The 14,141-nt window shown below is 41.2% G+C and carries 12 protein-coding genes and 1 riboswitch; of the genes, 1 reads left to right on the top strand and 11 read right to left on the bottom strand.

Annotated elements, in window-relative coordinates; all coding sequences use genetic code 11:
* Positions 1 to 52 precede the first annotated feature (52 nt).
* Positions 53 to 1,474, bottom strand: coding sequence for an NCS2 family permease (locus tag ADH90_RS10330; RefSeq protein ID WP_049531200.1), 1,422 nt, complete (start codon positions 1,472 to 1,474; stop codon positions 53 to 55).
* 196 nt (positions 1,475 to 1,670) lie between these two features.
* Between ADH90_RS10330 and ADH90_RS10325 the strand changes: the two genes are divergently transcribed.
* Positions 1,671 to 2,483 carry a Cof-type HAD-IIB family hydrolase gene (locus ADH90_RS10325; RefSeq protein ID WP_049531199.1) on the top strand — a complete coding sequence of 271 codons (813 nt, stop codon included), beginning with the start codon at positions 1,671 to 1,673 and terminating at the stop codon, positions 2,481 to 2,483.
* Between the two features lie 128 nt (positions 2,484 to 2,611).
* On the opposite strand, the gene ADH90_RS10320 is transcribed toward ADH90_RS10325, so the two are convergent.
* From ADH90_RS10320 to uvrA, 10 genes are all read right to left on the bottom strand, one after another.
* A complete protein-coding gene (locus ADH90_RS10320; protein ID WP_049531198.1) occupies positions 2,612 to 3,049 on the bottom strand; it encodes an SP_0198 family lipoprotein in 438 nt (145 codons plus the stop codon).
* A 95-nt stretch (positions 3,050 to 3,144) separates the two neighbouring features.
* Positions 3,145 to 4,383: a bifunctional folylpolyglutamate synthase/dihydrofolate synthase gene (locus tag ADH90_RS10315; RefSeq protein WP_049531197.1), complete on the bottom strand. Its 1,239-nt coding sequence runs from the start codon at positions 4,381 to 4,383 to the stop codon at positions 3,145 to 3,147.
* A gap of 317 nt (positions 4,384 to 4,700) precedes the next feature.
* Entirely contained in the window at positions 4,701 to 5,006 is a 306-nt protein-coding gene (locus ADH90_RS10310; RefSeq protein WP_000017624.1) for a DUF1292 domain-containing protein, read from the bottom strand.
* Between the two features lie 15 nt (positions 5,007 to 5,021).
* Positions 5,022 to 5,441 (bottom strand): Holliday junction resolvase RuvX, encoded by a 420-nt coding sequence (gene ruvX / locus ADH90_RS10305; protein WP_045762582.1) that lies wholly within the window; start codon positions 5,439 to 5,441, stop codon positions 5,022 to 5,024.
* Between the two features lie 3 nt (positions 5,442 to 5,444).
* The gene (locus ADH90_RS10300; RefSeq protein ID WP_000507060.1) at positions 5,445 to 5,711 is read right to left on the bottom strand and encodes an IreB family regulatory phosphoprotein; all 267 of its coding nucleotides are present in this window, start codon (positions 5,709 to 5,711) and stop codon (positions 5,445 to 5,447) included.
* A gap of 96 nt (positions 5,712 to 5,807) precedes the next feature.
* Complete coding sequence (locus ADH90_RS10295) at positions 5,808 to 6,380, bottom strand: SP0191 family lipoprotein (protein ID WP_000737513.1); 573 nt, start codon at positions 6,378 to 6,380, stop codon at positions 5,808 to 5,810.
* Positions 6,381 to 6,446: 66 nt separating this feature from the next.
* Positions 6,447 to 6,845, bottom strand: a complete 399-nt coding sequence (spx, locus tag ADH90_RS10290) for a transcriptional regulator Spx (RefSeq protein ID WP_000591164.1) — start codon at positions 6,843 to 6,845, stop codon at positions 6,447 to 6,449.
* Between the two features lie 135 nt (positions 6,846 to 6,980).
* Positions 6,981 to 9,641, bottom strand: a complete 2,661-nt coding sequence (gene mgtA, locus ADH90_RS10285) for a magnesium-translocating P-type ATPase (RefSeq protein ID WP_049531196.1) — start codon at positions 9,639 to 9,641, stop codon at positions 6,981 to 6,983.
* 298 nt (positions 9,642 to 9,939) lie between these two features.
* A riboswitch (M-box (ykoK) riboswitch) is annotated at positions 9,940 to 10,093 on the bottom strand.
* 53 nt (positions 10,094 to 10,146) lie between these two features.
* Positions 10,147 to 11,208, bottom strand: a complete 1,062-nt coding sequence (locus ADH90_RS10280; protein ID WP_049531195.1) for a M24 family metallopeptidase — start codon at positions 11,206 to 11,208, stop codon at positions 10,147 to 10,149.
* Positions 11,201 to 14,032: an excinuclease ABC subunit UvrA gene (gene uvrA / locus ADH90_RS10275; protein WP_049531194.1), complete on the bottom strand. Its 2,832-nt coding sequence runs from the start codon at positions 14,030 to 14,032 to the stop codon at positions 11,201 to 11,203. The genes ADH90_RS10280 and uvrA overlap by 8 nt, the downstream gene beginning before the upstream one ends.
* Positions 14,033 to 14,141 lie beyond the last annotated feature (109 nt).

Raw genomic sequence — 14,141 nt, 5'->3', positions numbered from 1 at the left:
ATTTCCATCAACAAAAAAAGGGGAGACTCCCCTCTTTTTTTAGTTTTTGTCATTAGTTAAGAGCCATACTGATGTAGTTCAAGATAAACAAGGCATCCAAAATCCAAATCATGACATGCACATCTTTCACTTGACCTTTGACAACCTTCGTCAAAGTATAAGTTAAGAAACCAACGGCAATCCCTTGTGTGATTGAGTAGCTGAATCCCATAAAGATAGATGTGAAGAAAGCTGGAACAGCTTCAGCCATATCATCCCAAGGGATATTTTTCAAGTTAGAGAGCATCATAATTCCAACGATGATCAAAATTGGTGCAGTTGCAGCTGTTGGAACGATTGCTAGAAGTGGGCTAAAGAAGCTTGATAGAGCAAAACAGATGGCAACAACTAAAGCTGTCAAACCAGTACGTCCACCCGCACCGATACCCGCTGCAGACTCAACATAAGTTGTAACGTTTGAAGTACCTGCAATGGCACCTACGGAAGTTGCCACCAAGTCAGAGTAAAGAGCCTTATCCAATTTAGCTGACTCATTGTTTTCACCACTTGTCGCAATGATACCAACTTTTTCACCAGTACCAATAAGAGTACCGATAGTATCAAAAATATCTGTCAATGAGAAAGCAAGAATGGCCATCAAGGTTTCTGGCAAACGAGAGGTGTTTGAAATCAGAGATCCCAATCCTTCTGAACCAAGAGCAGCACCAAACAAAGTTCCTAGGTCGTTAACTGCTGATGAAAGATTGTTGCTTGCAAAGTCAATGCTAGACAAATCAACAAGACCAACAGCAATCGCAAGAACTGTCGTTGTCAAAATAGAAAGGATGATACCGCCTTTGATCCCCTTAACAACGAAGAAGATAGTAATGGCAAGACCTGCAAGAGCTACCAATACAGCTGGAGTGTTGAAGTCTACCAATCCTGGAACAGCTGCTGAGTTTGCAGTAAGTGCTGCTTGAGCCTTATCTGCTCCTTCACCTGCTACTGTATAAGTACCCGGGTCAATCGAGAATTTCAAGAGACCAGCATTCTTAATCCCAACATAAGCAAGGAAAACCCCAATACCAGCTGAAATCGCTGAACGAAGTGTTGTAGGAATAGACTCAATGATCATTTTACGAACATTGGTCAATGTAATAATCAATGAAATAATCCCACAAATGAAGACCATCCCAAGAGCTTCTTGCCATTTATAACCCATCCCAAATACGACGGTAAATGTAAAGAAGGCATTGAGTCCCATACCTGGAGCTTGCGCGTATGGTAAGTTAGCATAGAAGGCCATCATCAAAGTCCCCACAACAGAACCAATGATTGTAGCCAAGAACACACCTTGAACAGGCATTCCTGTTTGTGAAAGCATTTGAGGGTTTACAAAGAGAATATAACTCATTGCAAAGAAAGTTGTTAAACCAGCAAGAACCTCTGTACGGACATCTGTCCCGTGCTCTTTTAGTTTAAATAGTTTGTCCATTTTTAATCTCCTTTGTCATTTTACGAACAATACTACTATTATATCACCAATCATTCATCTTTTCAAGATGTTTTTTCTAATTTTAAAAATTCTTATGAGATATTATTCTCCCTATTTTCGCTTATTATCAGCTTTTCTAGTCACTTTCTGATATAATAGAAAACATCTTATCTGAAACTAGATTCGGGAGGATTTTATGACTAAAAAAATGATTGCCGTCGATTTGGACGGAACCTTGCTCAACTCTGAAAGCAAACTTTCTGATTTTACTATTGAAACGATTAAGAAAATCTCTAAAAAAGGCCACCAAGTTGTTATCGCAACTGGTCGCCCTTACCGTATGGCCAAAGATTTTTATGATCAACTTGAACTTGAAACCCCTATGATCAACTTCAACGGTTCACTCACTCATCTGCCAGGTAAGACTTGGAAACATGAAAAGTGTCTGACTGTGGACAAAAAATACCTCTTGGATATTGTGAAACGAAAAGAGGAGATTGAGGCAGACTTTATCGCAGGTGAATACCGTAAAAAGTTTTACATTACGGCTCCAGACAAAGAAATTGCCAACCCTAAATTATTTGGTGTTGAAAACTTTCGCCCTGAAAATCAATTCCAGTCTGATTTAGTTACCAAGGGGCCTAACTGTATTTTATTACAAACTAGGGCAGACGATAAATATGCACTGGCTGAAGAGATGAACAGCTTTTACAAGCACCAACTCAATATTAATACTTGGGGTGGTCCCTTAAATATCCTTGAATGTACTCCCAAAGGAGTTCACAAGGCCTTTGCCCTCGAATATCTTCTCAAGATCATGAATATAGACAAACAGAATTTGATTGCCTTTGGTGACGAACACAATGACCAAGAAATGCTTTCTTTTGCAAGTAAAGGCTATGCTATGAAAAACGCAAATCCTGCTCTGTTACCTTTCGCAGACGAGCAATTACCATTGACCAACGAAGAAGATGGCGTCGCTCACTTTTTACAGGAACGATTTCTTTAATTTCACTCATTCTATACTTTTGGGGTAGACATTAGCTACCTTAAGAGTATGGAATTTTTTTGAGCTCAAAGTTAATGAAAAAGGATTTGAATCCGTCTTTTACAGATCCAAATCCCAACAAATGATGTCTATTTCTTTAAAACGATACGATCTGAAGCCTCGCGGTCCATGTCATCGATAATAATCTGGTTCTCTTCTGCCACATAAATCTTGATATCGTCTCCAATAAAGACTCTCTGATTTTCTGGTTCGAAGGTCACCTTCTTAACCTCTTGATCTCCGTTCGCTTCAACTTCTGTCCACGTTCCGGTATTTCCAGTGACTACAAGAGTAATGCTATCACCCTCGTCTTGGCCCTTATAGGTCCCATCTATATTAGTAGTTGCGTCAGTCTTTGCACTAGTAGTAGAACTAGAAGCACTGGTTTCTGATACTTGACTAGTGCTCGCTTCAGAGCTAGTGCTTGCTTGGGATGAAGGTGTCGGCTTCGTTGTTGCCGAACAAGCAACTAAAAGACTAAGACTTGCTACAGTAGCAAGAGAAAGTGTAAATTTTTTTAGTGACATAATGTCTCCTTTCTTTCAGGAGCTAAAGGCAGAAAAACTGCAGAACTATTCTACTTATACTATATCAAATAAAGGAAACAAGGTCAATCAAGCAACTATGTTTTTATAAGGTAGGCACGAACTTCAGATATAAAATAGAGGGAACCTGTAACAAACAGTAAGTCTTTCTCACCTGCAGACTTTTCAAAATCATCTATAAAATCTCGATAGGAAGCAACTCTATGATAGTCGCTCAAATCTTGCTCCTCCAAAGATCCCTGATAGTCAAAACTCGTCACATAGAGAGCTGTATCAGGTAAATGATCTGTCAGATAACCAAGCATGCCACTGTAATCTTTACGCTTTAAAGCTCCAAAAAGGATTTGAGGTTGATAACCTTGCTGAATTTTTTCCTGGATAAATTCAACTAACCGCTCCAAGGCTGGTAGATTGTGGGCACCATCTAGATAAATGTGCTCCGTAACAGGTTCTAGACGCCCAGCCCAACTGGTTATTTTCAAAGCACGCCGGATAGACTCCTCATTGACCTTTTCACCTCTCTCTGTCATAAACAACAGAAATGCCTGCAAAGCAAGGGCAGCATTCTCCTCTTGATAAGCTCCTTCCAATCCTAGTTTTAATTGGGTCAAATCCGCTAGAGAAGAAGAAAAATGTCCTGATTTGAAAGAAAAATCTCGGTCAGCTTGGTAGAGAGTTACATCTAAATCTTCTGCTATCTTTTGACAAACGAGCTGGGCTTCAGGAGCTAAGTTTGCAATCACTGCTGCTCTTTCTGGCTTAAAAATTCCTGCTTTCTGTTCAGCGATTTCTTCCAGACTATTGCCCAAGGTCTCCTGATGATCTAGGCCGATTGAAGTAATAACTGCAATCTCTCCAGTCACCACATTGGTCGTGTCAAGCAAGCCACCAATTCCAACTTCTAATAGAACTAGATCCACCCCTTGTTCTTTAAAATAAAGCAAAGCAATCACAGTTAACAATTCAAAAAAAGATAGCTGATCGTGGGTTTCTAGAAGCCTTTGCTCCATTTCCTTAACTTGATTTGCCAAACGGATAAAGTCTGCGTCCGATATGGGTTGACCATTGATACAAATCCGATCATGGATGCTAACAATATGGGGTGAAGTAAAGGTCCCCACCTTCTTACCATGAGAAACAAAGAGTTCTCTCATAAAGGCAATGGTTGACCCCTTGCCATTAGTTCCTGTAACATGGATAATGGGGTAAAATTCCTCAGGATTTCCCAACAAATCTACTGCCTTCTGCATACGCCCCAAACCTGATCTAAAATTCAAACCGATTCGACTATGAAGCCATTTTTCTACTTCAAACACGCTTAATCTCCTTAATCCTTAACAAAAAAGCGAAGATTCTCTTCGCTTTTCACTGAATTAGCTAGTACTTAGCTATATTTTATTTCAATACGGGCTAAAAACGTCCACTGGACATTCCAACTCTTCCCAATTTCTGAGTTGGGCTGATACAGTCTCCCAGACTTACCCGCTCTCTCTTAATTCAAGGAGCTGGGCTAAAAACATCCCCCGAACTTACTGACGGTTTTTATTTTTAGCGTCAGGCTAAAAACGTCCACTGGACGTTCCAACTCTCTCCAGTTTCTGGGAGTTGGGGTAAAAACATCCACTGGATGTTTTTACTCCTCCATAAAGCTGTTGAAGACTTCTTCAATCATGTTCCATTCATCTTCTGAATCTTCAGGGATTGGTTGCAATTCGCCTTCTGTTCCATCTTCGTTTTCGATGAATGAATAAGCTTGGATTTCGACTTCGCCGTTTTCATCTTCTTCTGCGTTAACTGGTACAAGAAGAACATAGTTTTTACCAAATTCTTCTTTTCCGTCAATGGTCAAAAGGATTTCAAACAAAGTTTCGTTTCCTTGCTCATCTACAAGTGTAATAAGTTCACGTTCTTCGTGATCGTGGTTGTGATCGTGTGACATAGTTTCTCCTCTGTCTTAAAATTTTCTATCTAAATAATTTTGCAAAATCAACTGAGCGGCTAGTTTATCAATAACTTTTTTACGCTTATTACGACTAATATCCGCTTGCTCAATCAACATACGCTCTGCAGCGACCGTAGTTAGGCGTTCATCTTGATACTCTACTGGTAGACCAAAGAGTTCTTCTAGTTTAGCCCCATAGGCTTGACTGGCTTCTACCCGCGGTCCACTGGTATTGTTCATGTTTTTAGGCAAACCAACAACAAAACGGTCTACCTTATAGGTAGTAACCAGTTCCTTGAGGCGTTCAAAACCGAACTCTCCCTGTTCTTCATTGATTTGGATGATTTCAAGCCCTTGTGCCGTAAAACCTAACGGATCGCTAATCGCTACTCCTACCGTTTTGGAACCAACGTCCAATCCCATAATTCTCATAGATTATAGATCGACTCCTTGTCCTTTAAGGTAGTAGCGAACCAGTTCTTCAACGATTTCATCTCGCTCATACTTACGGATTTGATTTCGTGCATTGTTATAACGAGGAACGTAAGCTGGGTCTCCACTGAGAACATAGCCCACGATCTGGTTAATAGGGTTATAGCCCTTTTCATTCAAAGAAGCATAGACATCTGTCAATGTTTCACTGATTTCTTTTTTATTGGAATCGTCCAATTTAAAACGTACGGTTTCTTCAGTAAATCCCATTCTAACACCCTCTTTCCTTAGAATAGTACTATTATAGCACATTCACGGTCGTTCTACAAATCACACAGTCTGATTCTGTTGATTTTCTATGACTTTCTACTGGACTGTTGCCCCATTTGCAACACGATTAGCAATATAGTCCTCTGGTTCGTTTTTCAATAGATTTTCCAGTCCAACATTCTTCAAGTATTCGTTTTCACTTGCTTTTTTGAGATCCAGTGTTTGGAAATCATAGCTAGTCTTGGTTTCCATTTCTTTCTCATTTAAAAGAGTCGTTTCAATGGTAAAGCCTGAAATTTTTCGAGCTGCTTGAACAGACTCATCCTTGTCCTCAGCTTCTTTAAGAGCTTTTTTAGCTTCGTCTAATCCACGTTCAGAAATATAATTTTTTAAATCTTCTGATACAGGACGTTTCTGCTGAATTGTCAAGCTTAAAAATTGATTGCCTTTGTAAGTAATGATTTGAGTTTGCTGTGCTCCACTCTCATCAGCTGGCAAAACCAAGGTCTTAGTAACAACTGTATTTTTGGTTGCATTTTCTAATACGGGCAAGGTTGACTGTAGAGCTTCTTGAGAACTCTCAGTAGTTGAAGCTGCTGTTTCTTTTTTCTGACCACATCCAACGAGCAAAAATAGTGCTGCGAATGTTCCAATGACTAACTTTTTCATAAATCCTCACATGTTATCCAATTTAAATATTAGAGAAGGCCAGGAGTCACTCCCAGCCTTGATGTTTTATAGAGCCGCACGTAAGCGCGCTTCTGCATTTTCCACATTACGGACAGAGCGTGGCAAAAAGGCACGGATATCGTCTTCTTTATAGCCGACTTGTAGGCGTTTCTCATCTACAAGAATCGGACTTTTCAAGATACGTGGTGTTTCCATAATCAGGTTGAGCACTTCATTCACACTCAAATCTTCGATATCAACACCAAGGGCCTTTGCGTAACGATTTTTCGATGATACGATACTTGCAATTCCATTGTCTGTTTTTGTCAAAATATCAAGTAGTTCTTCTCTCGAAATTCCTTCCTTACCGAGGTTTTGTTCTTTATAACTTAACTGGTGGGCATTGAGCCAGGTCTTCGCTTTTTTACAGCTAGTACAACTTGAGACTGTATAAATTTTGATCATGTACCTACCCCTTTCGCTACATGTTACTATCAGTTTAGACTATTATACCATAAAAAACATCGGACTTGCGACCTATTTTTAAAAAATTTTAACTTTTTTGGCAATTTTTGAACTTTTTTCTTGACAAAATACGAACTATAACCATTCTTTATACTTCTTAATGTAAAATTTCTTAATAACTGTAACGCTAAACATATACAAGAAAATAATACAGATTAAGAATAAGAAGTAAGGAAGCCCTAAGGGTGCTAGACGAAGGATATTTACTAGCGGTCCATAAGGTAGACTGGTTACAAAAAAGGCTGCAACCAGTGTCATCAAAATCACAAGCCAAGCTGGTCTGCTTTGTACAAAAGGAACTTTCGCTGTACGAAGCATATGGATGACCATGGTTTGAGACCACATAGATTCGATGAACCATCCTGTTTGGAACAAGATAATAAACTGAAGGGCAGATTCTGACCCATGAACATAATGATGGCCAGTCACCAAAGGAACAATGATAAAGTAGAGGAAGATAAAGGTCAAAATATCAAAGACAGATGAGATTGGTCCCATCCAAACCATAAATCGCGTAATGGATTTTGCTTCCCATGTATGGGGTTGTTTTAGGAAATCTTGATCCACATTATCAAATGGCAATGCCACACAAGACAAATCATAGACTAGGTTTAGGACAATGAGATGAACAGGGGCCATTGGTAAAAATGGTAAGAAAATACTCGCAACAAGGAGTGAGAAGATATTCCCAAAGTTTGAACTAACGGTCATCTTGATGTACTTGGTCATGTTGGCGTAGACCTTACGGCCTTCAACGATACCCGTTTCAAGAACCATGAGATCCTTGTCTAGCAAGATAACATCCGCTGTTTCCTTGGCGATATCGACTGCTGTATCTACAGAAATACCGACATCTGCCACCTTCATGGATGGAGCGTCGTTAATACCGTCCCCCATATAACCAACACCGTGACCATTTTTCTTTAACTGTAGAATGATACGAGCTTTTTGATCAGGTGACAATTTAGCAAAGACTGTTACTTTTTCAACCACTTCTGCCAATTCTTGGTCTGTCATTTGATCAATGTCAGCACCTAAGAGCATATGTTCAACGTCCAATCCAACCTTTTCACAGATGGCTTGGGTTACTTTTTCGTTATCTCCAGTTAAAATTTTTGTTCTGACACCATGCTCAAGCAAAGCTTGGATAGCGGGTGCTGCAGATGGTTTTGGTGGATCCAAGAAGGCAAGGTAACCCGTAAGGATCATATCATTTTCATCATCCACAGCATAGGCATAGTCTTCACGTAAACCTGATTTGTAGCCAACACCTAAGACACGCAAGCCTTGACGGTTTAATTGACCAACTTCTGCCAGTACTTCTTGGCGAATACCTTCCGTAATAGGGATTATTTCTCCACGATATTCCACATGTGTCGAAATGTTCAACATTTCTTCTAAAGCGCCTTTGGTCACCATACTAACAACATTGCTGTCATCTTTGACGATAACACTCATACGTCTGCGCTCAAAGTCAAATGGAAGCTCGTCAATTTTTTGAAAACTGGTATCTAGATTTTGTAGGATAGCGTGTTCTTTGGCTTCTTTTTCAGTTCTACTGATAATGGCACGGTCCATCAAGTTTTTCAAACCTGTTTGAAAATGTGAATTTAGATAAGCTCTTCTTAAGACCGCCATATCCAAATCACCATGGATATCCAAAGGGTATTCTAAGACAATCTCATCTTGCGTTAGAGTTCCAGTTTTATCTGTACATAGGATATCGATCGCTCCTAAGTCTTGAATAGCATTGAGTTTTTTGATGACCACTTTTTCCTTGGCCATGATAATGGAACCTTTGGCCAAGCTAGCTGTAATAATCATCGGAAGCATTTCTGGTGTCAGTCCGACACCGACACTCAAGGCAAATACTCCAGCCTCTAGCCAATCACCATCGGTCAAACCATTTGCGAAAAACACGATTGGGACCATGACAAGCATCAAGCGGATCAAGAGCCAAGAAATGCTGTTCATTTCACGTTCAAAAGAAGTTGGCTCATCATAGGTGTTGAGAGTCTGCTCGATGGCTCCCATCATGGTGTCATCACCAACAGCGAGAACCATAGCTGTGGCACTTCCTGAGATAACGTTTGTCCCCATGAATGCCAAAGATTCTGCTTCTAAAAGACTCTCTACATTTTGATTAGTAGCTTTATTTAAAGCAAGCTTTTCGACTGCATCACTTTCTCCAGTCAAACCTGACTGTTGAACGAAAAAGTCGCGGGATTCAAACAAGATGACATCTGCTGGAATCATGTCTCCAGCACTCAATTTCACGAGATCTCCCACAACCAACTCATCGATCGGCAACTCTTGTTCAAGACCATCACGAATAACAGTTGCAGTATTGACAATCATTTTTGAAAGGTTGGTTGTTGCCTTGTCGCTCCGCAATTCTTGGACAAAACGGATGCCTCCTGAAATCAAAACCAAGACAACGATAATGATAGAGGTCGTTGGATCCTCTTGACCAGGTTTGGCAAGCCAGACGTTTGTAACGAGAGAGATAAAGGCAATCACAAGTAAAATGATTGTAAAAGGATTGATAATGGACTCATAAATCTTTTTAAAGATAGAATCCTCTTGACCCTTGGTGATGGTGTTTTCACCATATAGGTCGCGATTTTCTTCGACTTGTTCTGAATCTAAGCCTTTTAGACTTGTATGGTAAAAAGCTAGACTCTCTTTAAATGGAGTTTGAATAGCTGCTGCTAATCTTTCTTTTGTAGTTTTCATTGGCTTCTCCTATCTGTATGAATGGTGATTTCATACTCAATGAAAATCGAAGAGCAAACTAGGAAACTAGCCGCAGGCTGTACTTGAGTACGGCAAGGCGACGTTGACGTGGTTTGAATTTGATTTTCGAAGAGTATCATACACAGGAACCAATCACTTTATAAGGACAAAACGACACAAATCAGCGATTGGCTGTGTATGTGCGGTTCTGGATGATCGTCAATTTGCATCGTTTGTCTCCTTTCTTTGTTTTAAAACAGCAGAAAGTCCTGCCATAAAATGGCAGGACTAAAAAACTTATGATCTGTTTTCGTTCAAGCTTTAACTCCATAGGGCAATGAAATGAGCTTAGTCTTGACCTTCGCGACCAGGACTGTTGACCAACGAGTAGTGTCTCCACTGCTTTGCGGTAGCCATCCGTATCCCTATGGTAGCCTCACCTACCGTTTTCGCCTTTCAGTATAAACCTTTAACTAGTAAAAGTCAACGATTTATCTCATTTTTCTTAGATTACGATTAATTCTTTTGGAGCAAGGGTTAATAATTCACAACCGGTATCTGTAATCAGGATATCGTCTTCGATACGAACCCCGTATTTACCTTCAATATAAATACCCGGTTCATCAGTCAAGACCATACCAGTTTTGATAACTTCTTTGGAAGTTTGACTGAAGTAAGGTTCTTCGTGGATATCAAGCCCGATACCGTGTCCGATACCGTGTGTAAAGTATTGTCCATAACCTGCTTCCACAATAATGTCACGAGGAATCTTATCAAAGTCACGGAAACCTAAACCATCCTTAGCTTGGTCAATCAATGCTTGATTGGCTTTTAGAACTGTATTGTAAATCTCTGCCTGCTCGTCACTGACATGACCGAGGTAGATGGTCCGAGTCATATCACTCACATAGTGGTCATAAAGACAACCGAAGTCCATTGTAATAGCTTCGCCTAGTTCTACTGGCTTGTGCATTGGGTGGGCATGAGGTTTAGAAGAGTTGATTCCACTCGCTAGAATCGTGTCAAAAGACAAACCAGCAGCGCCTAATTCACGCATACGGAAGTCCAGGAAGTTGGCAATTTCAATCTCTGTCTTACCTAGCTTGATAAAGTCAAGGGCATCGTGGAAAGCTTGGTCTGAGATGGAACAAGCCTTACGAATGGTCGCAATCTCTGTCTCGTCCTTAATCATACGAAGGGCTTCAACAAACTGCGTCTGAGGAAGCAATTCTAAACCTTCAAAGGCGGTTTGCATGCGATGGTAATAAGAAACTGAAATCTCATCTTCAAATCCGATACGAGAAAGGCCCATATCTTTTGCAATCTTTGCGATAGTAGCCAACTCGTCACGCTCTGCAAAAATCTCAAAACCGGTTACTTCTTGCTTGGCAGCGATAATATAGCGGGCATCTGTCACTAAGACCTGACGGTCACGGCTGATGAAGACTGTCCCATTTGAACCCCAAAATCCTGTCAAATAGTAGACATTTTTAAGGTTATTGATAATGATTCCATCTAGTTCTTTTTCTTGCATTTTATCTAAAAATGCTTGTACACGTTTATTCATGATGTAACTTTCCTTTCAAATACTGTCCTGTATAGCTAGCTTCATTAGCAGCTACTTCCTCTGGTGTTCCTGTTGCGATAATAGTTCCGCCACCGACACCACCTTCTGGTCCTAGGTCGATAATATGGTCTGCTGTTTTGATAACATCCAGATTGTGCTCAATGACGAGAACTGTATTCCCATCATCGACAAAGCGGGACAAAACGGTGAGTAAGCGAGCGATATCCTCGGTATGCAAACCAGTTGTCGGTTCATCTAAAATGTAGAAAGACTTCCCTGTTGAGCGCTTGTGAAGTTCACTAGCCAGTTTCATACGCTGAGCCTCCCCTCCAGAAAGTGTCGTAGCTGGTTGTCCCAAGGTCACATAACCTAGACCAACATCTTTGATGGTCTGGAGTTTGCGTTGAATTTTCGGAATATGTTGGAAAAATTCTACTGCGTCGTTGACTGTCATATCCAAGACTTGCGAGATATTCTTTTCCTTGTAGTGAACTTCTAGCGTTTCACTGTTGTAGCGGGTCCCATGGCAGACTTCACAAGCTACGTATACATCTGGCAAGAAGTGCATCTCAATCTTAATAATCCCGTCACCCGAGCAGGCCTCACAGCGCCCACCCTTGACATTGAAACTGAAACGCCCCTTCTTATAGCCACGAATCTTGGCTTCATTTGTCTGAGCAAAGAGGTCTCGAATATCATCAAATACACCTGTATAGGTCGCAGGATTAGACCTCGGTGTTCGACCAATTGGACTCTGGTCAATATCTATCAGACGATCGATATGCTCGATTCCTGTAATGGATTTAAACTTACCAGGCTTGTCTGAATTGCGATTGAGCTTTTGTGCAATAGCCTTTTTGAGGATGCTATTAATCAAGGTAGACTTCCCTGAACCAGATACCCCTGTCACCGCAATGAATTTTCCTAGTGGGAAACGAACGGTGATGTTTTGCAAGTTGTTCTCACGCGCGCCTATCACTTCGATAAAGCGTCCATTTCCTACACGACGTTCTGACGGCACTGGAATCGCGCGTTTCCCTGACAGATACTGTCCTGTAATGGATTTGCTGTTGCGAGCTACCTGTTTAGGCGTTCCTGCAGCAACAATTTCTCCACCAAAGACACCTGCACCAGGGCCAACGTCAATCAGATAATCAGCTTCTCGCATAGTATCTTCATCGTGTTCCACCACGATCAAGGTATTCCCCAAGTCACGCATCTTTTTCAGGCTGGCAATCAGGCGGTCATTGTCCCTCTGGTGAAGACCGATGGATGGCTCATCAAGGATATAGAGAACTCCTGAGAGATTGGAACCAATCTGGGTCGCCAAACGAATACGTTGACTCTCCCCACCTGATAGGGTTCCTGCCGAGCGGGATAACGTTAAATAGTTAAGACCCACGTTATTGAGGAAGGTCAAGCGGTCCTTGATTTCCTTCAGGATAGGACGAGCGATAATAGCCTCATTTTCAGATAGGGTTAGCTGGTCAATAACTTCCAAATGGTCTGCGATGGAGAGGTCTGAAATTTCTCCGATATGGAGTCCTTTCTCTCCTCCTACACGAACAGACAAGGCTTGGTCATTGAGACGATAACCATGACAGGTGCCACAAGTCAGCTCGTTCATATAGAGACGCATTTGTGTACGAGTGTAGTCGCTATTTGTTTCATGATAGCGACGCTTGATATTTCCAAGCACTCCTTCAAATGGAATATCGATATCACGAACTCCACCAAATTCATTTTCATAGTGGAAATGGAATTCTTTCCCATCTGAACCATAAAAAATGTGATGTTTATCCTCCTCAGACAAGTCCTCAAAAGGCGTATCCATATCCACTCCAAAGGCTGTCATGGCTTGTTCCAGCATATTTGGATAATAGTTAGAAGAGATAGGGTTCCAAGGCGCTAAGGCTCCCTCACGAAGAGTCTTGCTAGCATCTGGCACTACTAAGTCCGTATCAACCTCTAGCTTGATTCCCAAACCATCACACTCACTACAGGAGCCAAACGGTGCATTGAAGGAGAAGAGACGAGGTTCCAGTTCTGGAACCGTAAATCCACATACTGGACAAGCATAGTGCTCCGAAAAGAGCAACTCTGAATCATCCATAGTATCAATAACGACATATCCTTCAGCGATACGGAGAGCTACTTCAATCGAATCAAAGAGACGACTACGGATACCATCTTTGATGATAATACGGTCTACCACCACGTCAATGTTGTGTTGTTTATTCTTTTCAAGTTCAGGAACTTCAGTCACGTCGTAGACAACTCCATCGACACGGACACGGACGTAACCATCCTTTTGAATCTTTTCAATCAACGTCTTATGTTGCCCTTTTTTCTTACGAATCACGGGAGCTAGAATCTGCAAGCGTTGGCGTTCTGGCAATTCCAAGACCTTGTCTACAATCTGCTCTACTGACGAAGCCTTGATAGCCCCATGCCCATTGATACAGTAGGGTGTTCCGACACGTGCATAGAGGAGACGTAGGTAGTCATTGATTTCCGTTGTTGTCCCAACCGTCGAACGAGGATTTTTACTGGTCGTTTTCTGGTCAATGGAAATGGCAGGGCTGAGACCATCGATAGAGTCCACATCTGGCTTTTCCATATTGCCCAAAAACTGACGAGCGTAGGCTGACAGACTTTCGACGTAGCGACGTTGCCCTTCTGCATAAAGGGTATCAAAGGCTAAACTAGACTTTCCTGATCCAGATAGTCCCGTCACCACAACTAGCTTGTCACGCGGAATTTCCACATCTATATTTTTTAAATTATGGGCGCGTGCCCCATGGATGACAATCTTATCTTGCATATTACTTCTTCCTAGTTCATTGTTGCTTTCCATTATACCAAAAAAAGTGAAATTCTATTACCAAAAAAACCGAATTTGTAGTATAATAGTACGGTGTCAAAAATCACTG

The organism is Streptococcus pseudopneumoniae (genome assembly GCF_001073085.1).
Lineage (GTDB): Bacteria > Bacillota > Bacilli > Lactobacillales > Streptococcaceae > Streptococcus > Streptococcus pseudopneumoniae_M.
This window is presented reverse-complemented; position numbering and strand designations above follow the sequence as displayed.

Excerpts from the sequence above, each read along its gene's own strand:
- ADH90_RS10330 (WP_049531200.1), bottom strand. The coding sequence starts at position 1,474 with ATGGACAAACTATTTAAACTAAAAGAGCACGGGACAGATGTCCGTACA.
- ADH90_RS10325 (WP_049531199.1), top strand. The coding sequence starts at position 1,671 with ATGACTAAAAAAATGATTGCCGTCGATTTGGACGGAACCTTGCTCAAC.
- ADH90_RS10320 (WP_049531198.1), bottom strand. The coding sequence starts at position 3,049 with ATGTCACTAAAAAAATTTACACTTTCTCTTGCTACTGTAGCAAGTCTT.
- ADH90_RS10310 (WP_000017624.1), bottom strand. The coding sequence starts at position 5,006 with ATGTCACACGATCACAACCACGATCACGAAGAACGTGAACTTATTACA.
- ruvX (WP_045762582.1), bottom strand. The coding sequence starts at position 5,441 with ATGAGAATTATGGGATTGGACGTTGGTTCCAAAACGGTAGGAGTAGCG.
- ADH90_RS10300 (WP_000507060.1), bottom strand. The coding sequence starts at position 5,711 with ATGGGATTTACTGAAGAAACCGTACGTTTTAAATTGGACGATTCCAAT.
- ADH90_RS10295 (WP_000737513.1), bottom strand. The coding sequence starts at position 6,380 with ATGAAAAAGTTAGTCATTGGAACATTCGCAGCACTATTTTTGCTCGTT.
- spx (WP_000591164.1), bottom strand. The coding sequence starts at position 6,845 with ATGATCAAAATTTATACAGTCTCAAGTTGTACTAGCTGTAAAAAAGCG.
- mgtA (WP_049531196.1), bottom strand. The coding sequence starts at position 9,641 with ATGAAAACTACAAAAGAAAGATTAGCAGCAGCTATTCAAACTCCATTT.
- ADH90_RS10280 (WP_049531195.1), bottom strand. The coding sequence starts at position 11,208 with ATGAATAAACGTGTACAAGCATTTTTAGATAAAATGCAAGAAAAAGAA.
- uvrA (WP_049531194.1), bottom strand. The coding sequence starts at position 14,032 with ATGCAAGATAAGATTGTCATCCATGGGGCACGCGCCCATAATTTAAAA.